Annotated in this window: 15 protein-coding genes and 4 pseudogenes; 9 read left to right on the forward strand and 10 right to left on the reverse strand. The window is 63.3% G+C overall.

Annotated elements, in window-relative coordinates:
- The 5 genes and pseudogenes from EOA75_RS03620 to EOA75_RS33890 all read left to right on the forward strand — a co-directional run.
- Positions 1-320, forward strand: a pseudogene (locus tag EOA75_RS03620) (bifunctional methylenetetrahydrofolate dehydrogenase/methenyltetrahydrofolate cyclohydrolase); the annotation flags it as partial.
- 52 nt (positions 321-372) lie between these two features.
- Positions 373-1,335, forward strand: a complete 963-nt coding sequence (locus EOA75_RS03625; protein WP_082953990.1) for a GlxA family transcriptional regulator — start codon at positions 373-375, stop codon at positions 1,333-1,335.
- An 86-nt stretch (positions 1,336-1,421) separates the two neighbouring features.
- Positions 1,422-3,083 (forward strand): VWA domain-containing protein, encoded by a 1,662-nt coding sequence (locus EOA75_RS03630; RefSeq protein ID WP_127323656.1) that lies wholly within the window; start codon positions 1,422-1,424, stop codon positions 3,081-3,083.
- 115 nt (positions 3,084-3,198) lie between these two features.
- A pseudogene (locus tag EOA75_RS03635) lies at positions 3,199-3,414 on the forward strand (transposase); the annotation flags it as partial.
- Positions 3,415-3,540: pseudogene (locus EOA75_RS33890) on the forward strand (transposase domain-containing protein); the annotation flags it as partial.
- Between the two features lie 51 nt (positions 3,541-3,591).
- On the opposite strand, the gene EOA75_RS03640 reads toward EOA75_RS33890, so the two are convergent.
- Positions 3,592-4,593 (reverse strand): NADP-dependent oxidoreductase, encoded by a 1,002-nt coding sequence (locus tag EOA75_RS03640; protein WP_127214507.1) that lies wholly within the window; start codon positions 4,591-4,593, stop codon positions 3,592-3,594.
- Positions 4,594-4,700: 107 nt separating this feature from the next.
- On the opposite strand from EOA75_RS03640, the gene EOA75_RS03645 reads away from it, so the two are divergent.
- On the forward strand, positions 4,701-5,597 hold the full coding sequence (locus EOA75_RS03645; RefSeq protein ID WP_127214509.1) for a LysR family transcriptional regulator: 897 nt from the start codon (positions 4,701-4,703) through the stop codon (positions 5,595-5,597).
- Positions 5,598-5,690: 93 nt separating this feature from the next.
- Here EOA75_RS03645 and edd read toward each other — a convergent pair whose 3' ends face one another.
- From edd to zwf, 3 genes are all read right to left on the reverse strand, one after another.
- The gene (gene edd / locus EOA75_RS03650) at positions 5,691-7,514 is read right to left on the reverse strand and encodes a phosphogluconate dehydratase (protein ID WP_127323657.1); all 1,824 of its coding nucleotides are present in this window, start codon (positions 7,512-7,514) and stop codon (positions 5,691-5,693) included.
- A 65-nt stretch (positions 7,515-7,579) separates the two neighbouring features.
- Entirely contained in the window at positions 7,580-8,296 is a 717-nt protein-coding gene (gene pgl / locus EOA75_RS03655) for a 6-phosphogluconolactonase (protein WP_127323658.1), read from the reverse strand.
- On the reverse strand, positions 8,278-9,747 hold the full coding sequence (zwf, locus tag EOA75_RS03660) for a glucose-6-phosphate dehydrogenase (RefSeq protein WP_095801102.1): 1,470 nt from the start codon (positions 9,745-9,747) through the stop codon (positions 8,278-8,280). Before zwf ends, pgl begins: the two co-directional genes overlap by 19 nt.
- 265 nt (positions 9,748-10,012) lie before the next feature.
- Between zwf and EOA75_RS03665 the strand changes: the two genes are divergently transcribed.
- Entirely contained in the window at positions 10,013-10,759 is a 747-nt protein-coding gene (locus tag EOA75_RS03665) for an SDR family oxidoreductase (RefSeq protein ID WP_127214515.1), read from the forward strand.
- A 41-nt stretch (positions 10,760-10,800) separates the two neighbouring features.
- Here the strand turns inward: EOA75_RS03665 and EOA75_RS03670 are convergent, their stop codons facing one another.
- The 3 genes and pseudogenes from EOA75_RS03670 to EOA75_RS03680 all read right to left on the reverse strand — a co-directional run bounded on the left by EOA75_RS03670 (position 10,801) and on the right by EOA75_RS03680 (position 13,731).
- Positions 10,801-11,703 carry an SH3 domain-containing protein gene (locus EOA75_RS03670; protein ID WP_127214517.1) on the reverse strand — a complete coding sequence of 301 codons (903 nt, stop codon included), beginning with the start codon at positions 11,701-11,703 and terminating at the stop codon, positions 10,801-10,803.
- Positions 11,704-11,964: 261 nt separating this feature from the next.
- A pseudogene (locus tag EOA75_RS03675) lies at positions 11,965-12,165 on the reverse strand (FAD-dependent oxidoreductase); the annotation flags it as partial.
- Positions 12,166-12,297: 132 nt separating this feature from the next.
- On the reverse strand, positions 12,298-13,731 hold the full coding sequence (locus EOA75_RS03680) for a glutamine synthetase family protein (RefSeq protein WP_066989433.1): 1,434 nt from the start codon (positions 13,729-13,731) through the stop codon (positions 12,298-12,300).
- Between the two features lie 182 nt (positions 13,732-13,913).
- On the opposite strand from EOA75_RS03680, the gene EOA75_RS03685 reads away from it, so the two are divergent.
- Positions 13,914-14,627, forward strand: coding sequence for an HAD family hydrolase (locus EOA75_RS03685; RefSeq protein ID WP_095781924.1), 714 nt, complete (start codon positions 13,914-13,916; stop codon positions 14,625-14,627).
- A 13-nt stretch (positions 14,628-14,640) separates the two neighbouring features.
- Here the strand turns inward: EOA75_RS03685 and EOA75_RS03690 are convergent, their stop codons facing one another.
- From EOA75_RS03690 to aceA, 3 genes are all read right to left on the reverse strand, one after another.
- A complete protein-coding gene (locus tag EOA75_RS03690; RefSeq protein WP_164747267.1) occupies positions 14,641-15,057 on the reverse strand; it encodes a response regulator in 417 nt (138 codons plus the stop codon).
- A 262-nt stretch (positions 15,058-15,319) separates the two neighbouring features.
- Positions 15,320-15,562 carry a hypothetical protein gene (locus EOA75_RS03695; protein WP_066989302.1) on the reverse strand — a complete coding sequence of 81 codons (243 nt, stop codon included), beginning with the start codon at positions 15,560-15,562 and terminating at the stop codon, positions 15,320-15,322.
- A 52-nt stretch (positions 15,563-15,614) separates the two neighbouring features.
- Positions 15,615-16,904 (reverse strand): isocitrate lyase, encoded by a 1,290-nt coding sequence (gene aceA, locus EOA75_RS03700; protein ID WP_067327261.1) that lies wholly within the window; start codon positions 16,902-16,904, stop codon positions 15,615-15,617.
- 249 nt (positions 16,905-17,153) lie between these two features.
- Here aceA and EOA75_RS03705 point away from each other — a divergent pair, with 249 nt between their 5' ends.
- Positions 17,154-18,602, forward strand: coding sequence for an XRE family transcriptional regulator (locus EOA75_RS03705; RefSeq protein WP_067327264.1), 1,449 nt, complete (start codon positions 17,154-17,156; stop codon positions 18,600-18,602).
- Positions 18,603-18,681: the final 79 nt, after the last annotated feature.

The following is an 18,681-nucleotide window of genomic DNA, read 5'->3' on the forward strand; positions in this document are numbered from 1 at the left end:
GTACCAAGGACCTGCCGGCGCTGGCGCGCACCGCCGATATCCTGGTCGCCGCCGTCGGCCGTCCAGAAATGATCAAGGGTGATTGCGTGAAGCCCGGCGCCACCGTTATCGATGTCGGCATCAACCGCATTCCGGCGCCGGAGAAGGGCGAAGGCAAGTCGCGGCTGGTCGGCGACGTCGTCTATGCCGAAGCGGCCGCGGTCGCCGGCGCCATCACGCCGGTCCCCGGCGGCGTCGGACCGATGACCATTGCCATGCTGATGGCCAACACTGTAGCTTCCGCCTACCTCGCGGCCGGATTGAAGCGGCCGTCCTTCTGATCGGAAAGCAGCATCCTTGCCGAATCTTACTGCTCTTGTTGAACGGCCGGTCATGGGCGATCCCGTTCAGGGCGGTCGGCAGTTCGGCTTCCTGCTGGTCGACAAGTTTTCGATGTTCTCGCTGGCGGCGGCGATCGATTGCTTCCGCTCGGCCAACCGTCTGCTCGGCCGTGATTATTACGGCTGGACGACGATATCGGCAGATGGCGACGCGGTCATGGCTTCCAACGGCCTTCCGCTCAAGATCGACTATTCAGTCGCCGACATGCCGCCGGTCGATATCCTGTTCGTCTCGGTCGGGCTCACCACCGAGTTCCCCGGCAAGAGCAAGGTGCTGGCGGCGCTGCGCAGCTGGGGCCGCCGCGGCAACGCGCTCGGCGCGCTCTCGGTCGGCTCCTATCTGCTCGCCGAGGCCGGCCAGCTCGACGGCTACCGCTGCACTATCCACTGGGAAAACCGCGCCGGCTTCATGGAGCGTTTTCCGGACATCAACTGCACCGGCAACGTTTTCGAGATCGATCGCAAGCGCTACACCTGCGCCGGCGGCACCACCTCGATCGATCTGATGCTGGAGATCGTGCGCGGCGATTTCGGCTCCAACCTCGCCAATGGCGTCGCCAACCAGTTCCAGCACGAGCGCATCCGCTCGGCCGGTGACCGCCAGCGCGTCGGACCTGAGCGCGACCTCACCGGCAAGTCGGAGAAGCTGAGACGTATCGTTGAGCTGATGGCCGACCATCTCGATGAGCCTTTGTCGGCGGTGCAGCTTGCCAAGTCGGCGGGCCTGTCGGTGCGCCAGGTCGAGCGCCTGTTCCTGCGCCATCTCAACGTGACGCCGGGCCGCTACTACATGCGGCTCAGGCTCGAGCGGGCGCGCGAATTGCTGCGCCAGACCAATATGCCGATCCTCGACGTCGCGATCGCCACCGGCTTCACCTCCCACTCCTATTTCGCGCAAAGCTACCGGCTGCAGTTCGGCCGTCCGCCGTCGGAAGAGCGCCGAACCACCTATTGAGCGACTTGCCGGCCATCGGACTTGTCTGCAAAGCCCGGCTCAAATAGCTTTCCCGGCGCGGACGGGGGTTCACTCAGGAGATTTTCATGGCGGGACTGGCACGGAGCGTTGCTGCGGCGATCCTCCTTTTGTCGATGACCACCTTTGGCTTTGCCGCCAACAAGGTCATCATCATTCTCGATGCATCCGGCTCCATGTGGGCCCAGATAGACGGCAAGCCGAAGCTCGAGATCGCGCGCGAATCGCTGCACACGGTGCTGCAGTCGGTGCCGGGCGACGACGAGATCGGCTTCATGGCCTACGGGCATCGCCAGAAAGGCAGCTGCGCGGACATCGAGCTGATCGTGCCGCCGCAGGCGGGTTCGGCGAGCGCGATCTCGGCGGCCGCCGACAGCATGAAATTCCTCGGCAAGACGCCGCTGACGGCGGCCGTCAAGCAGGCCGCCGAAGCGCTGAAATACACCGAGGACAAGGCCACGGTCGTTCTCATCACCGACGGTCTTGAGACCTGCGGTGGCGATCCGTGCGCGCTCGGCAAGGAGCTGAAGGAGACCGGCGTCGACTTCACCGCCGACGTAGTCGGCTTCGGCCTGACCGCCGACGAAGGCAGGCAGATCGCCTGCCTCGCCGAGAACACCGGCGGAAAATACATCCAGGCCTCCGACGAGAAGGCATTGCAGCAAGCGCTGGTCGAGACCGTCGCGGCGCCGGCGCCCGCGCCAGAGCCTGCTCCGGCCCCGGCGCCGGCGCCTGCACCCGAACCCGCCAAGCCTGAATTCAACTTCACGCCGAGCGTCGTCATGGCTGAAGGCGGCGATGCCGTCACCGACGGCAATGCCTGGGAGATCTACAAGGCCAAGTCCGACGGCTCGCGCGGCGATCAGGTCATGACCGAGTATGGCGAGCTCAAGATCAATCTCGAGCCGGGCGATTACATTGTCGTCGGTCGCGCCGACGAGGCAAGGAGCGAGCAGAAGATCAAGATCGAAGCCGGCCAGACCTACAGCCCGTTGTTCACGCTGAACGCCGGAACCTTGGTTATCCACCCGCATGCGAGCCAGGGCTCGGAGATCAGCGGCGAGGCGCGTGTCGACTTCGCCTATCCGGGCGGCAGCACGACCCACTATGGCGACACCAAGGCCACCGTGCCCGCCGGCGAGCAAAAGGTGACGGTGCAGATCGGCGCCGGCACGGTGACCGAAACCATCCAGCTTGCCGCCGGACAGACGGTCGAGAAGGATATCGTGGTCGGCGTCGGCCATGCCGTGCTTAACGCCTACTACACCGCCGGCGGCGACAAGGCCGACAATTCCGGCATCGGCTTCGAGATCGTCAAGGCGAAGAAGAAGATCGACGGTTCGCGTGAAAGCGTGGAGCACTCCTACGGTCCGGACAGCAAGTTCTGGCTGCCGCCGGACGACTATGTCGCGCTAACCACGCTCGATCTCGCCGTTGTCGAACAGCCCTTCAGCATCAAGGCCGGCGACAACCAGGATGTGAAGGTGGCTCTCGGCGCCGGCGTGCTGGCAATGTCGGCGCCCGGCGCCTATTCGATCGAGGTGTTCTCGTCAAAGAAGGATGCTGAGGGCAAGCGCAAGTCGCTCGGCCTGACCTATGGCGACAGCTGGCAACAGACTATCCCCGCCGGCGACTATGTCGTCGTGCGGCACATGTCCGATCAGGGCCAGGACAAGGAAATGCCGGTGACGATCAAGGCCGGTGAGCGGAGCGAGATCACCGTTCAGTAGGCATCGCCGTCCGCAAACGAACGAAAAAGGGTAACCGCTGTTTTGCCCCCCACGTTGCCCGCTGACGCCTGATCTGTGATCAAGGTTCCATGGATCAGCGAGAAGCAGTTTCTCTATGGACACGACATTGGAGGTTCTCACGACACGGCGGGGCCGACGTGAGGCGCATCGCCAATGGCCGGATGAGGTCAAGGCACAGATCGTTTCGGAGGGCTTGCGTCCGGGCGTGACGGTGAACGAAGTAGCGGAGCGCCACGGGCTGGAGGCCAACCATCTGTCGTCCTGGCGAACGCTGGCCCGGCAGGGCAACCTAGTTTTGCCTGCGCCAGAGGAGATCTGCAAACTCAATGCTGTTGACCCGCAGGCCTACTTGACCACCACGCTTACCGCCATCGTCAACGGCCACGAGCGGAGGCGGATCGATGAGCTGCTGCCTTGGAACGATCCGCTTGAGTAACGCGTGCACAAAAATCGGGCCGGGCCGAAGCGGACAACCCTGGTTAGAGCGTCATAGCTTGACCAGTTGCTTGCCGAAGTTCTCTCCCTTCAACATCCGAACGAAAGCGTGGGGCACGGTCTCGATCCCTTCCGCAACATCTTCCCGTGTCTGAAGCAGTCCCTGTTTGTACCATGACAGCAGATCGGCAATCGCGGTCTCGTATTCTCCTTCGTGGTCGTCGAGCAAGAACCCTTCTATGCGCGCACGGGTGATTAGTGTCCTTCTGAGATGCCTGACACCGATATCAGGCTGGTCAAACCGGTTGGCCAAGGCAATAGTCCCGACAACCACCACCCTGCCAAAGATGTTGAGGTTTAACATGGCTGCATCGTGAATCGGCCCGGCGGTGTTGTCGATAAAGACATCGACGCCGCTAGGGCATGCGGTCGCGACATCTGCCACGAGATCAGCGGAGCGTCGATGATTGACGCCAGTCCGATATCCAAGCTCCCTGCACCATTCCAGCTTCTCGTCCGAGCCCGCAACAGCGACTGGGTCGAACCCTTTGATCCGCGCGATCTGTCCCGCAATCTGCCCCACAGCTCCTGAAGCGGCAGAGATCAACACCGTTTCCCCCACCTTCGGAGTTGCGGTTTTGAGGGCAAAGTAGGCGGTGAGACCGGGCATGCCGAGATAGCTCAGTACGGCCTGAATCGGAGCGTCGGTTGTCGTCACGGGCTTGGCTGACGCGGCCGGGATCACGCTGAACGGCTGCCAACCAAAATGATCGCTCATCACGAGGTCGCCTGGCTTGAAGTCTGGAGACTCAGACGTAATTACCTCGCCAATTCCGCCGCCACACATCAGGTCGCCAATTCTAAAACCAGCAGCATAATTCTTCGCGGGGCTGATCCGACCGCGCATATAGGGATCGACGGAGAGCCACAGAGTTTTCACCAGCAGCTCACCATCCGCGGCATCGGGAATTGAACGCTCCTCCAGGCTCCAGTTCTCGACGGAGGGCATTGCGGAAGGGTAGCTGCGAAGTATCCAGCTAGGATTTTTGGACATGTCCATCTCCTCAATTTGAGCGTTCGCCCCATTGATGCATGATTTCGGCTTCCGTGTTAAAGAGCGCACGGTGAGAGACATTATTTTGAATTTCGGAAGAATGGCGGATGGATATGATCGAGGCCATGAAGGTGGCCGTGGCAGTCGCCAGGCATAACAGCTTCTCTTCTGCGAGCCGGGATTTGCGCCTTTCCGCTGCCTCGGTAAGCCGCATTGTGGCGGACTTGGAGACCGATCTCGGCGTACGTCTCTTTAACCGCACCACCAGGCAGATCAATCTGACGGATGCCGGGATGGAGTTCGTGCAAAAGAGCACCGGCCTCCTGGAGGAGCTTGATCAGATGCGGAGCGCAGTACGCGAACGCCACGAAACTCCTCGCGGCCAACTCCACGTCTCCTGCGTAACGGCCTTTGGTAATGAGTGCCTGGCACCAGTGGTTCCTGAGTTCGTGCGCCGGTTCCCGCAGCTCGATGTCTCAATCGACCTTGGCAATCGTTTGGTTGATCTCATTGGCGAGCACTTCGATGTCGCCATCCGGGTAGGACCGTTGAACGATTCATCCCTGATTGCGCAGAGGATTTTCACGCAGAGGATCGTGTTCGTCGCGACACCCCAGTTTTGCCAGCAATATGGGACACCCAGGACCTTGGACGAGATCAGAGCGTGCCCATCCGTTACTCAGGTCAGCGGGGAATGGGGGCGCGTTCATAAGTTTTCGCATCAAGGAAAGGTCATTGACTTCGAAGTGCCGCAGCAATTGACAATGAACTCAGCGCGAGCGGTGAGAAACGCCTGCCTAGCGGGAGGGGGGTACTCCCTCTTGGGCGATTTCATGGTCGCCCAGGATATAGCGGAGAACCGCCTCGTGCGGCTGCTGCCGGATCATGAACCCATGGAGCAACCGATCTTCGCCTTCTACGCTCAGCGACGTCACACCCCACGTAAAGTCAGGGTGTTTATTGACTATTTGGCGGAGGTCTTCAGTGGCAAGAATACCTCGTGAGACCTCTTGTCTAGGTGCCGATGGCACACCGCTTACGACAAAGGGCGGCTCCGAGCGGCGGCACCGAGCCGCTCTTTTTTTAGCAGATTGAGGTTAGGCATTTGCGAAGGCGGCGGCGCCGTGGTCGGCGCGGCCAACCAGTTGGCGAAAGCCGGCGAACAGCTCGCGGCCGAAGCCGAACTCGTTGCCGATCAGGTCGGCATCCGCCGTGCGGCGCAGCGCGAACTCCGTTCCCGGCACCAGCACCTCCAGCGTGCCTGCGTCGGCGTCGAGGCGAATGATGTCGCCGTCATGGATCCTGGCGATCGGCCCGTCCTCGACCGCTTCCGGCGTCACATGGATCGCCGCCGGCACCTTGCCGGAAGCACCCGACATGCGCCCGTCGGTCACCAGCGCGACGCGCTGGCCGCGATCCTGCAGCACGCCGAGCACGGTGGTCAGCTTGTGCAGTTCCGGCATGCCGTTGGCCTTCGGCCCCTGGAAGCGGATCACGGCGACGAAGTCGCCGGTCAGCGTGCCCGACTTGAAAGCTTCGTTCAGCCCCTGCTGGCTGTCGAACACCTTGGCCGGCGCCTCGATGACGCGCCGTTCGGGCTTGACCGCAGAGGTCTTGATCACGGCATGGCCGAGGTTGCCGGCAAGCACCTTCAGTCCGCCGGTCGGCTGGAACGCCTTCTTGAACGGCGCCAGCACCTTCTCGTCGCCGCTCTCGAGCGGCGCCGCTTCACGCACGACGCTGCCGTCGGCGCCGAGCTTTGCCTCGACAGCATAGGGCCGCAGGCCTTCGCCCCAGACCGTCTGCACGTCCTCGTGCAGCAAGCCTTCGTCGAGCAACTCGCGGATCAGGAAGCCGAGCCCGCCGGCGGCGTGGAAATGGTTCACGTCGGCGAGTCCGTTCGGGTAGACGCGGGCGAGCAGCGGCACGGCCTCCGACAGGTCGGAGATGTCCTGCCAGGTAAGCGAAATTCCGGCTGCCGCGGCCATGGCGATGAGGTGGATGGTGTGGTTGGTCGAGCCGCCGGTCGCGTGCAGGCCGACCACGCCGTTGACGATCGAGCGCTCGTCGATCATGCGCCCGACCGGCGTATAGGCATTGCCGAGCGCGGTGATCGCCAGCGCGCGCTTCGCCGCCTCCCTGGTCAGCGCGTCGCGCAGCGGCGTACCCGGGTTGACGAAGGAGGCGCCGGGCGTGTGCAGGCCCATGATCTCCATCAGCATCTGGTTGGAATTGGCGGTGCCGTAGAAGGTGCAGGTGCCCGGCCCGTGATAGGATTTGGACTCCGCCTCGAGCAGCTCGGCGCGGCCCGCCTTGCCCTCGGCATAGAGCTGCCGGACCTTGGCCTTCTCGTCGTTCGGCAGGCCCGACGTCATCGGTCCGGCCGGAATGAAGACGGCCGGCAGGTGCCCGAAGGTGAGCGCCGCGATCACCAGCCCGGGCACGATCTTGTCGCAGACGCCGAGGAAGACGGCGGCGTCGAACATGTTGTGCGAAAGGCCGATCGCCGCTGCCATGGCGATCACGTCGCGCGAGAACAGCGACAGCTCCATGCCTAGCTGGCCTTGCGTCACGCCGTCGCACATCGCCGGCACGCCGCCGGCGACCTGGGCGATGCCGCCTGCTTCGCGTGCCGCGTCCTTGATCAGCGCCGGAAAGGTCTCGAACGGCTGATGCGCCGACAGCATGTCGTTGTAGGAGGTGATGATGCCGAGGTTGGGCACGCAATCGCCGCCGAGTGCCACCTTCTCCGATGGGCTGCAGACGGCAAAGCCGTGGGCGAGGTTGCCGCAGGAGAGCACCGCGCGGTTGGCGGCGCGCCCCGACGCCTCCGCGATGCGTCCGAGATAGGCTTCGCGGCCGGCCTTCGAGCGTTGGCGGATGCGTTCGGTGATGGCTTCGACGTCGCGTCTGGCTGTCATGGCTGGTCCTTTCTGGCCCCGGAAAACGTCCTCCCACAGCCTCCGGGGCTGTTCCTTTGGTGAAATTAGGGTGCCCAGAACACCTCTACCGGTATCGGCGCCGCTTCGAGCACGTTGCGGATGGGCTTTTTCATGCCCGCTCCCATCGCGCCGTCGAAGGCAATACGCTTGTCCTCTCCCTCGATGTGGAGCGCGATGAAACCGGCGGCAACGATCCGCGCCATCGACAGCGTCAGCCGCGGCTCGCCGGCGCTTTGCGCATGCACGGGCAGCACGATCCGCGGTGAGGACGGGTCGATGAGCTCGGCGAGATTGCCGGCATCGGGAAAGAAGGAGGCCGTGTGGCCGTCGGCACCCATGCCAAGCACCACCACATCCAGAGGCCAGGGCAATGATTGCAGGGGCTCGCTGTCCGACGCCGCTGCGTCCTCGATGGTCGCCGCCTCATGGTAGAGCGGCACGAAGTGCGCTGCCGCTGCCTTGTTCTGGAGCAGGTTCGCCGCCACCAGCCCGGCATTCGAGCGCGGCGAGGAGGGCGGCACGAAACGTTCGTCGACCAGCGTCACGGTGACCTTGTCCCAGGCGATCGGGATTAAAGAGAGCGCGGCGAAGAATTTTGCCGGCGTCGTGCCGCCGGATACGGCGAGCAGCGCCGTGCCGCGGTCGGTGATCGCCTTGGTCAGGCGGGCGGCGACGTGGCCGGCAAGGGCCGCCGCCAGCTGCTGGCGGTCGGCAAAGCCGTTCCAGGCGTAAACGGCCCCGCTCAATTGCTCTCGTGCCATGTCCGTCCGTCACGTTCGATGAGCGCGATGGAGGCCGACGGACCCCAGGTGCCGGCCGTATAGCCCTGCGCTTCCTGCCTGGCGCTTTCCCAGGCGTTCTGGATCGGATCGATCCACTTCCAGGCCGCCTCGACCTCGTCGCGACGCATGAACAGCGTCTGGTTGCCGCGCACCACATCCATGATCAGCCGCTCGTAGGCGTCCGGCGCGCGGCTGTGGAAGGATTGCGCGAAGCTCATGTCGAGCGAGATCTGGCGCAGCCGCATGCCGCCCGGCCCCGGATCCTTGATCATGATGTACTGCTTGACGCCTTCGTCCGGCTGCAGCCTGATCACCAGCTGGTTGGCGAAGATCGGCCCGGCGCTGTCGCCGAAGATGGAATAGGGGATCGGTTTGAATTCGATGACGATTTCCGAAACGCGGGTCGCCAGCCGCTTGCCGGTCCTGAGATAGAAAGGCACGCCGGCCCAGCGCCAGTTGCCGATCTCGGCTTTGAGGGCGACGAAGGTCTCGGTGTTGCTGTCCTTGCCGAGCTCCTCGACATAGCCCTTGACCGGCCCGCCGGCGGAGGCGCCGGCGCGATACTGGCCGCGCACCGTGTGCTTCGGCGCCTCGTTGCCGTTGATGCGCTTCAGCGCCCGCAGCACCTTCAGCTTCTCGTCGCGCACGGCGTCCGCGTCCATCGAGGACGGTGTTTCCATGGCAACCAGGCAAAGCAGCTGCAGGATGTGGTTCTGCACCATATCGCGCAGCGCGCCGGCTTTGTCGTAGTAGGTGACGCGGTCCTCGAGACCCACGGTCTCGGCCACGGTGATCTGCACATGATCGATATGGGCGGAGTTCCACAGCGGCTCATAAAGCGCGTTGGCAAAGCGCAGCGCCATCAGGTTCTGCACCGTTTCCTTGCCGAGATAGTGATCGATGCGGAAGATCTGGCTTTCGTGGAAATCGTCACCCACAGCGTCGTTGAGCGCCCGTGCCGAGGCGAGGTCACGGCCGATCGGCTTCTCCAGCACGATGCGCGAGTTCGGGGTGATCAGCTTGTGTTCCTTGAGCTGATGCGAGATGTCGCCGAACAGCGCCGGCGCCACCGCGAGGTAGAAAGCGCGGATGCGGTCGCTGTCGCCGATGGCCTTCTTGAGCTTGTCGAAGCCGACGCCGGAGGTGGCGTCCGCCGAGACATAGGAAAGCCGAGCAAGAAATGTGTCCAGTTCCTTCGGCTCGATGTCGGCCGGATTCACATGGTCCGATATCGCTTTCTTGGCGAAGGTCTGGAACTCGGCATCGCTCATCTTCGCGCGCGACGTGCCGATGATGCGCGTCGGCTCCGAAAATTGGTGGTCGCGCTGGCGGTGGTAGAGCGAGGGCAGAAGCTTGCGCTCCGACAGGTCGCCGGTACCGCCGAAGATGATGAAGTCGAAAGGTTCGACAGGGATGATCTGGCTGGTCATGGTCAGTCCGGTTTGATGCCGCTAGCCGGTAGCGGCGCTGATATATTCTAATCGATTTAAATCGTCCAGTGTCATGGTGTCACATCCGGGACCAATCGCTGGACAATCGATTGGGCCCAAATGCGGCCTTGACACTGGCGCCGCCGGGAGGCTTGTCGGCAAGCAACAGCTTTCCGGAAGCGTTCGCGCCTGCAACATAGAACCTGAATGTGACGAAAGCTAAGGGAGAATGGCGACCGCCAGCCCTTCAATGATGGGAAAAACCATGCGTCTGCAAAACAAGGTTGCCATCATCACCGGCGCGGCGTCGGGCTTCGGCGAGGGCATGGCGAAGCGCTTCGCCGAGGAAGGCGCACGCGTCGTGGTTGCCGACCTCAACGCCAAGGGCGCAGCGCGCGTGGCGAAGGAAATCGGCGACAACGCGATCTGGACCCAGACCGACGTCTCGCAACGCTCCGAATTCGACGAGATGGTTTATGCCGCCAAAAGCGCCTTCGGCCGCGTCGACATCATGGTCAACAATGCCGGCTACACCCATCGCAACGGCGACATGCTCGGCGTCGACGAGCAAACCTTCGACCTGATCACCGCTGTCAACATGAAGGCGATCTATCATGCCGCGCTTGCCGTGGTGCCGATCATGGACCGGCAGGGCGGCGGCGTCATACTGACCACGGCTTCGACAGCCGGCATCAGGCCGCGGCCGGGCCTCACCTGGTACAACGCCTCCAAGGGATGGGCGATCACCGCCACCAAGTCGATGGCGGTCGAACTCGCCCCGAAGAACATCCGCGTCAATTGCCTCTGCCCGGTCGCCGGCGAGACCGGCATGCTGGAGAAGTTCATGGGCGCCGACACGCCGGAGATCCGCGAAAAATTCCGCGTCTCTATCCCGCTCGGCCGGCTGTCGACGCCGCTCGACATCGCCAACGCGGCGCTCTGGCTGGCTTCGGACGAGGCGGCCTTCATCACCGGCGTGGCGCTGGAGGTCGACGGCGGGCGCTGCATCTGAACCGACGTCGCGGCGGCGTCAGGCCGCCAAGAGCGTCCAGATCAGGCGCCGGTCTTGACGAAGCTCTTGTAGATCCAGCCGCGTTTGCCGTTATAGACGATCTCGCACCATTTTTTGCAGCTCATCACCTGCACGGCTGACTTGGCAGGCACAGTGACGATCGCGGCGGCGCCGTTCTTCGGGCCGGAACGCATGGTAACAGCCCTCAGGACGCGCCCATTGGTGCCAGTGCCGGCGTTTTCGGGCTTCGGCTCGTCCTGGGCCGCATCGTCGGGTGCCGCCGGCTGGGCCTCGGCAACCTGGGGCTTCGCGTCCGGGATGGCGGCGGTCTGGGCCGCATCCATTTTGTCGTCAGGCTTTTTTGCGTCTGCCGATTGGGCAGCAGCCGGCGCAGGCGATGCGACCTCAGCCAGGGCGGCCGAAGCATCGTTTCCGGACGCGGATTCGGCGAAGGCGGCAACGGCTGGTTTGTCGTTCTGCGTCGCCGGCTTCTCCGCTGCCTGGGCGGATGAGGCCGGCGGGGCATCCGCCGCGGGCGCAAGCTCACCAACCGTGCCGTTCCAGCGGGGATTGTTGGAAGCCAGTGCCGGGATGGCGGCTTCTCGGGATACAGTCATGGGCGAAACCGCATCGGCCTTGCGCGCGGCTTGCGGCGCGGCGGCGACACTGACAGCGCTCGATACCGTCGGAGCGATTTTCTTCGTCTTGACCGGGATCGCGGGGACGGTCTGCTCCGTTTTCGCGATCGCCTGCCGCTCATTGGCCGGCAAGGCCAGCCAAAGCGCCACCGCCGCCACGCCAAGCAGCGCCGCGGTGCCGACGGCCGCGATCACCAGATGCGCGTTCGACTGCAGGCCCTGCCAGAACGAGGGCCGCATGTCATAGCCGAACCGCACAGCAAAGTGCCGTCGTTCCGGCGCACCGAAACTGAAGGGCTCGTTCACCTAAACCACCTCCAACAACCGGGCCGACGTTCTTTCGATCTTGCCGCAAACCGTTCGCGGCTGATCGGCATCGGTCCCGAAATTTCCAGCGGGCAGGCCCGCGCAAATCCCCGTCTTATCGCCCCGAACCGGCATCTTTTACCGCCGATTATGGCATCAGTGCGCCTTTTTGCGAAATTCTGCGCGTTTGTTAAGGATTCCGCAACGTGCCGTTAGGGAAGCGGACTTGTCGAATTAACTGCTTCTGCACATGTTCCGGCTTCAGATCCTGCGGCGCAGTGCGAACCAGTGGAGCGCCAGAAACAGCAGCGGTGCGCGTAAACGACGGCCGCCCGGGAAGGCCGGAATCTTCAGATTCTCGATCAGCTTCAGACGGTCGCGATTGCCTGCGACCGTCTCGGCGTAGAGCTTGCCGAAGAAGTTGGACAGCATGATGCCGTGGCCGGAATACCCGCCCATCGAGGCATGCGGAAACGCAGGTGAATGGTGAATGGTGAATAGCGAATGCTTTGCTAGAGCGCTCTGGCTGCGTTCACTCATCCAATATGAAACTACTCACCATTCACTATTCACTCATTCACTCGAAGTGGCCGCTCACACATTCAGCAACAGATACTCCCGCTCCCAAGGGCTGATCACTTCCATGAATGTCTCGAACTCGGCTCGCTTGATGGCCGCATACGTGGCTGCGAAGGATTTGCCGACGATGGCGCCAAGCTCCTCGTCGGCTTCGAAGAGGTCCACGGCCTCGAGCAAGCTGCGCGGCAGGTCGATCTCGTCCTCGTTGGCGGTCGTCAGCACCGGCGGCTCGGCCTGGACCTTGTTGTTCATGCCGATCAACCCGCAGGCAAGCGAGGCGGCAAGCGCCAGATAGGGATTGGCGTCCGAGGACGGAATCCGGTTTTCGACGCGCCGCGCCGCGGGATCGGAACGCGGCACGCGGAAAGCCGTCGTGCGGTTGTCGTAGCCCCACTTGTTGTTGACCGGCGCCGACGCTGCCTGCGTGAGCCGCCGATAGGAATTGACGTAAGGCGCAAGCATCACCAGCGCGTTCGGCACGTGTTTCTGCATGCCGCCGATGAAATGGAAGAACGCATCCGTCTCGGCGCCGTCTTCGGCCGAGAAGATGTTTTTTCCGGTCTTCTTGTCGACCACCGACTGGTGGATATGCATGGCCGAGCCAGGCTGCCCCTGGATCGGCTTGGCCATGAAGGTGGCGTAGATTTCGTGCTTCAGCGCCGCCTCGCGGATCGTGCGCTTGAACATGAAGACCTGGTCGGCAAGCTCGATCGGATTGCCGTGACGCAGGTTGATCTCGAGCTGGCCGGCGCCCTCCTCGTGGATCAGCGTATCGATCTCCAGGCCTTGCCGCTCCGAGAAATGGTAGATGTCGTCTATCAGTTCGTCGAACTCGTTGACGCCCGCGATCGAATAGCCGGCGCCGCCGCCGATCGGCCGCCCTGAGCGCCCGACGGGCGGCGTCAGCGGATAGTCCGGATCGGGGTTCTTGCGTACCAGATAGAATTCGATCTCGGGCGCCACCACCGGCTTCAGCCCCCGGTCGTCATAGGCGGCCAGCACGCGCTTCAGCACGTTGCGCGGCGTGAATTCGACGGAGCGGCCATCCTGGTGGACGAGGTCGCAGATCACCGCGGCGGTCGGATCTTCCTCCCAGGGCACGACGGTCAGTGTCGAGAGATCGGGCAAGAGCTTCAGGTCGCCGTCGTCCTCCGGATAGTGGAAGCCATTGCCGTCTTCCGGATAGCCGCCGGATATCGTCGTCATGAACACGGCCGAAGGTAAGGCCAGCGATGTGTTGGAGGTGAATTTCTTCGACGGCATCATCTTGCCGCGGGCGACGCCGGCCTGGTCCGGCGTGATGCACTCGATGTCCTCGATGCCGCGCCATTCCAGCCAGGCGCTGGCTTCCTTCCAGTTCTTCACACCGCGTTCGTTTTTCAAGAAGGCAGGCGTGCGGGCGCGTCCCCCCCGGCTCGACGGACGGACTTCCTTTTTTTCAGGCGGCATCATTCACCAGATTGTGTTGCGGATTTCAAAGTATAGCCGGGCGCCGTGGCGGAAGGAAAGGGGAGGCGCCCGCGTCGCCACAGGCAAGCCGAGCCGCAGCCCAAAGGAACCGGCGTGCCTGTCTTCTTGCTGGCGGCGCAGCGCCACAGGGTCTAGATGAGCCTGTAAGCAAAGGGTCGCACATGTCCGCTCCACGTTTGACCACCATCGGCTTCGATGCCGACGACACGCTGTGGCAGAACGAGCAGTTCTTCCGCCTGACCGAGAAGCGTTTTGCCGCCTTGCTGGCCGAGCACGGCGATCATGAGCACATCGCGGCACGGCTGCTCGAAGCGGAAAGGCGCAACCTCGCCCTCTATGGCTTCGGCATTAAGGGCTTTACGCTGTCGATGATCGAGACGGCCGTCGCGATCACAAACGGCGAGGTGCCCGGTTCGGTCATCGGCGAAATCCTGGCTGCCGGCCGCGAGATGCTGAGCCATCCGATCGAGCCGCTGCCGCATGCCCGCGAGACGGTCGAAAAGCTGGCGGGCTCCTACCATCTGGTGCTGATCACCAAGGGCGACCTCTTCGATCAAGAGCGCAAGCTCGCGCAGTCGGGAATGGGTGATCTCTTCGATGCCGTCGAGATCGTCAGCGACAAGAGCGCAGCCACCTATGCCCGCATCTTCAGCCGCCATGGCGACGGTCCGCAGAACAGCATGATGGTTGGCAACTCGCTCAAGTCCGATGTGGTTCCCGCCATCGAGGCCGGTGGCTGGGGCATCCATGTGCCGCACGAATTGACCTGGGCGATCGAACACGCCGAGGCGCCTGTCGCGGCGCCGCGTTTTCGCGAGATCGCAGATCTCGGCGAGTTGCCGGCACTGGTCGAGGCAATAGCGAAGCCCGGCTGAGCGTCGCCTCTGCCTAGCCGCGGCCGACCAGGCGATCGATTACTGGTTGCAGCCTTTCGGGCGTGATCGGCTTGGCGACCACGGCGTCGACCACGCTCGACAGGCCGAGGCTGTCCGGCGTGCCATTCCTGGTTGAAAGCAGGATCACGGCGGGCCGCGCCTTGCCGGAAGCGCGCCGCAGCGCGTCGATGCCGGACAGCAACCTGTCGCAATCCCTGTCGTCGGGTCCGCCATCGAGTATGATTGCGCCGGGAACCAGGCCGGCCAAAGCTTTCTCGGCCGCCTCCGGTGGCTCCGAAATCGGCTTCAGCCCGGACTTTTCCACGATTTTCGATACGACGACCCGGTTGATCGACGATTTGCCGACCACCAGCACCTTGGAGATATCCGCCGGCAGCCGGGCCGCCGCGCCACGGTCCGCCGGTTTCATTGGTTTTTCAGAGTCGTCACGATTGGCGGGACACATGTATGGCGGAGGCTCTGGTTCAATGCAGGGTTGAAACCTTAAGCGCGCAATTGGCGCGAGATCGGCAGCGGTGTCAAGCAAAAATAGTGGAAAATGATAATATAGGAAGAATTGCTAAAATCCGGCGCAAGTTCTCCCCAGCGCCACGGCTACAATTCGAAAAAACGAACGTCCCCCGGAACGTATAGCACACGGGAGACACTCGCGAGTGATTGTTGACGTTACGTCAGCCTTGGTTCTGATGGGTGACGATCACTGGGATCAAAAGATCACCCCAGTTGCCGTCTCCGCCATGGTGCCTGGCAGAGCGCACCAGCTCGACGGACACACCTGCTTCGACCGCCTTCATCACAGACTGGTTGAGCCTGTGCAGGTCGTTGGCAAGCATGCGGATCGTCGCCTGCTGATCGACGCTCATCGCGCTTGATTGTTCTTCGGCCCGTTCCTTGACCCGGCTTATCGATGCCATTGCTGTTCTCCTCGACGTAAGTGCCCTTCGGGCGTTTCCTCTGGTGTTGGCATTACTCGGCCGCCGGCCTGAACTGGGCGTGCTCGGTCGATTCATGCATGGCGGTGGTCGAAGACTGGCCGCCGGAGATCGCCATCGAAACGGCATCGAAATAGCCGGTGCCGACTTCGCGCTGATGCTTGGTCGCGGTATAGCCATGGACCTCCGCCGCGAATTCCGCCTCCTGCAGTTCCGAATAGGCCGCCATCTGGCGCTCCTTGTAGCCGCGGGCCAGTTCGAACATGCCGAAGTTCAGCTGGTGGAACCCGGCCAGTGTGATGAACTGGAATTTGTAGCCCATGGCGCCGAGTTCCTTCTGGAACTTCGCGATGGTCGCGTCGTCCAGGTTCTTCTTCCAATTGAACGACGGCGAGCAATTATAGGCGAGCAGCTTGCCCGGGTGGTGCTTGTGCACCCCTTCAGCGAACTTCCTTGCCTGCTGAAGATCCGGCTTCGAGGTTTCGCACCAGATCAGGTCCGCATGCGGCGCGTAGGCGACGGCGCGCGCGATGCAGGGCTCGATGCCGTTCCTGACGTGATAGAAGCCCTCGACCGTGCGGCCGGCGTCATAGTCGACGAAAGGCCGGTCGCGCTCGTCGATGTCGGAGGTGAGCAGCTTGGCGGCTTCCGCGTCGGTGCGCGCCACCACCAGCGTCGGCGTGCCCATCACGTCCGCTGCAAGCCGGGCCGCATTAAGGTTGCGGATATGCGCTGCGGTCGGGATCAGCACCTTGCCGCCGAGATGGCCGCACTTCTTCTCCGACGCCAACTGGTCCTCATAGTGGACGCCAGCGGCACCGGCCTCGATGAAGGCCTTCATGATCTCGAACGCGTTGAGCGGCCCGCCAAAGCCGGCTTCGGCGTCGGCGACGATCGGCGCGAACCAGGTCTCGACCGAAAGACCCTTGCCTTCGGATGTCTCGATCTGGTCGGCGCGTTGCAGCGTGCGGTTGATGCGCTTGACCAGCTCCGGCGCCGCATTCGCCGGATAAAGCGACTGGTCCGGATACATGGCCGACGCGGTGTTGGCGTCGGCCGCGACCTGCCAGCCCGACAGATAGATCGCCTTCAAGCCCGCCCTGACCTGCTGCATGGCCTGGTTGCCCGACATGGCGCCGAGCGCATTGACGAAATCTTCCTCGTGGATCAGCTTCCACAGCCTGCTCGCGCCCATCTCCGCAAGCGTATGGCGAATCTGGACCGAGCCGCGCAGCCGCTTCACGTCCTCCGCCGAGTAGGGCCGTTCGATGCCGTCGAAACGGCCCTCCGGCGCGGACGGGACGAGGTTGTAAAAATCAGTCATCGATTGCTCCAGGTCAGTCTTGCTTGTTTAGATGGCCCGTTTGAGGGACGTATCTGTGGGCCGTTCACGTGTTACATTGTTTACATTGCGCCGCAAAAGTCGCCAGAAAAACCGGAGCTTGCCCGCTAAAATACGGGAAAACTGGTGTTGCGTTTGACAGGTCGGGGCTGTAAATCTGTCATGATTGTAAAAAGCTGGATGAGCCCGCGACGGCGCGCCGTTATGTAAAACTCTTTTCAAGGTAGCCGATTGGCCGAGCAGAAGATTTTCGCCGGGCCGCGCATCCGCCGGCTTCGCAACGCCAAGGGCCTGACCCAGACGGCGATGGCCGAAGGCCTGGGCATCTCGCCGTCCTACCTCAATCTCATCGAGCGCAACCAGCGGCCGCTGACGGTGCAGCTGATCCTCAAGCTGGCGTCGGCCTACAAGATCGACCCGCACGAATTGCAGGGCGAGACCAAAGGATCGATCGCGGCGCTGAAGGAAGTGTTCGGCGATCCGCTGCTGGCCGGCGAACTGCCGGGCGACCAGGAACTGATCGACCTCGCCGAGATCGCGCCGAACGCTTCCGCCGCGATGGTGAAATTGTTTCGCGCCTATCGCGAGCAGGCCGATCGGCTGTCGGATCTCAATGAACTCCTGGCGCGGGAGGGCAGGGCGACCGCATTGTCCGGCACGCGCCTGCCTGTCGACGAAGTGCACGAGACTTTCGAGCGCAGGCCGAACCATTTCGCCGCGCTGGAGGAGGAAGCCGAGGCCTTCATTTCGCTGCTCGATCCAGGCGACGACCTGTTCGGCACGCTGAAGGCGTGGCTAAGGCGCGAGCACGGCATCGTGGTCAAGGTGCTGCCGGTGGCCACCATGCCGAACTGGCGCAGGCGCTACGATCGCCATTCGCAACGCCTGTTCCTGTCAGAGCGGCTCTCCCCCTTCGATCAGCTGCGCGAGGTCGCCATGGAGGCGAGCCTGATGCGCATGACGGTGGCCGTGGCGGGCGAGATCCAGACGTTGAAGCTCGGCACGGACGAAGCGCGCCGCTTAGCCCGTTTCGAGCTCGGCCGCTATGCGGCGCACGCGCTGATGATGCCCTATCAAGCCTTTCATGCAGCGGCCGTCCGCGCCCGCTACGACATCGACGTCTTGCGTTCGCGCTTCGGCGTCTCCTTCGAGCAGGCGGCAAACCGCCTGACCATGCTGCAGCGGCCGAGCGCCTCAGGCGTACCGTTCTTCATGCTGGAGGTCGACAGTGCCGGCAACCGCTTCCGCAAGGCGGGCAGCCTGGGCTATCCGCAAAGCCGTTTCGGCGGCGCCTGTCCGAAGCTTCCTGTCCATGCGGCCTTTTCGCAGCCGGGCCGGATCCTGGTCGAGGCGGTGGAAATGCCGGACGGGGCCGAGTTCCTCTGCATCGCCCGCACGCTCGAAGGGCCGCAAGGCGCCTTTTCCGAGCGGCCGCGGCGCACGGCGCTTCTGCTGGGCTGCGACATCGGCTTTCGCGACGAGATCGTCTACAGCGCGGCGCTGCCCGGACCGTCCGCCGCCAAGGCCGCGCAGAGCACGGCATATGCAACGCCGGTCGGCCCGGCCTGCAGGCTCTGCGAGCGCGTCGGCTGCCTGGCGCGCGCCGAGCCGCCGGTGACCCGGCCGCTTGGCCTCGACGAGATGGTGACGGGTCTCAGCGCCTTCGATTTCCAGGGGTAGCACCCCCCGCCAGCCGCAGCGGTTTAGCGGCCCGCAAGCCGGCTTTGTCCTACATTTCAGCGGATGCTGGATCACGCCT

The sequence above is a fragment of the Mesorhizobium sp. M1A.F.Ca.IN.022.07.1.1 genome (genome assembly GCF_003997575.1).
In the GTDB taxonomy this organism is placed as follows: Bacteria; Pseudomonadota; Alphaproteobacteria; order Rhizobiales; family Rhizobiaceae; genus Mesorhizobium.

Excerpts from the sequence above, each read along its gene's own strand:
- EOA75_RS03625 (WP_082953990.1), top strand. The coding sequence starts at position 373 with ATGGGCGATCCCGTTCAGGGCGGTCGGCAGTTCGGCTTCCTGCTGGTC.
- EOA75_RS03630 (WP_127323656.1), top strand. The coding sequence starts at position 1,422 with ATGGCGGGACTGGCACGGAGCGTTGCTGCGGCGATCCTCCTTTTGTCG.
- EOA75_RS03640 (WP_127214507.1), bottom strand. The coding sequence starts at position 4,593 with ATGTCCAAAAATCCTAGCTGGATACTTCGCAGCTACCCTTCCGCAATG.
- EOA75_RS03645 (WP_127214509.1), top strand. The coding sequence starts at position 4,701 with ATGGATATGATCGAGGCCATGAAGGTGGCCGTGGCAGTCGCCAGGCAT.
- edd (WP_127323657.1), bottom strand. The coding sequence starts at position 7,514 with ATGACAGCCAGACGCGACGTCGAAGCCATCACCGAACGCATCCGCCAA.
- pgl (WP_127323658.1), bottom strand. The coding sequence starts at position 8,296 with ATGGCACGAGAGCAATTGAGCGGGGCCGTTTACGCCTGGAACGGCTTT.
- zwf (WP_095801102.1), bottom strand. The coding sequence starts at position 9,747 with ATGACCAGCCAGATCATCCCTGTCGAACCTTTCGACTTCATCATCTTC.
- EOA75_RS03665 (WP_127214515.1), top strand. The coding sequence starts at position 10,013 with ATGCGTCTGCAAAACAAGGTTGCCATCATCACCGGCGCGGCGTCGGGC.
- EOA75_RS03680 (WP_066989433.1), bottom strand. The coding sequence starts at position 13,731 with ATGCCGCCTGAAAAAAAGGAAGTCCGTCCGTCGAGCCGGGGGGGACGC.
- EOA75_RS03685 (WP_095781924.1), top strand. The coding sequence starts at position 13,914 with ATGTCCGCTCCACGTTTGACCACCATCGGCTTCGATGCCGACGACACG.
- EOA75_RS03690 (WP_164747267.1), bottom strand. The coding sequence starts at position 15,057 with ATGAAACCGGCGGACCGTGGCGCGGCGGCCCGGCTGCCGGCGGATATC.
- EOA75_RS03695 (WP_066989302.1), bottom strand. The coding sequence starts at position 15,562 with ATGGCATCGATAAGCCGGGTCAAGGAACGGGCCGAAGAACAATCAAGC.
- aceA (WP_067327261.1), bottom strand. The coding sequence starts at position 16,904 with ATGACTGATTTTTACAACCTCGTCCCGTCCGCGCCGGAGGGCCGTTTC.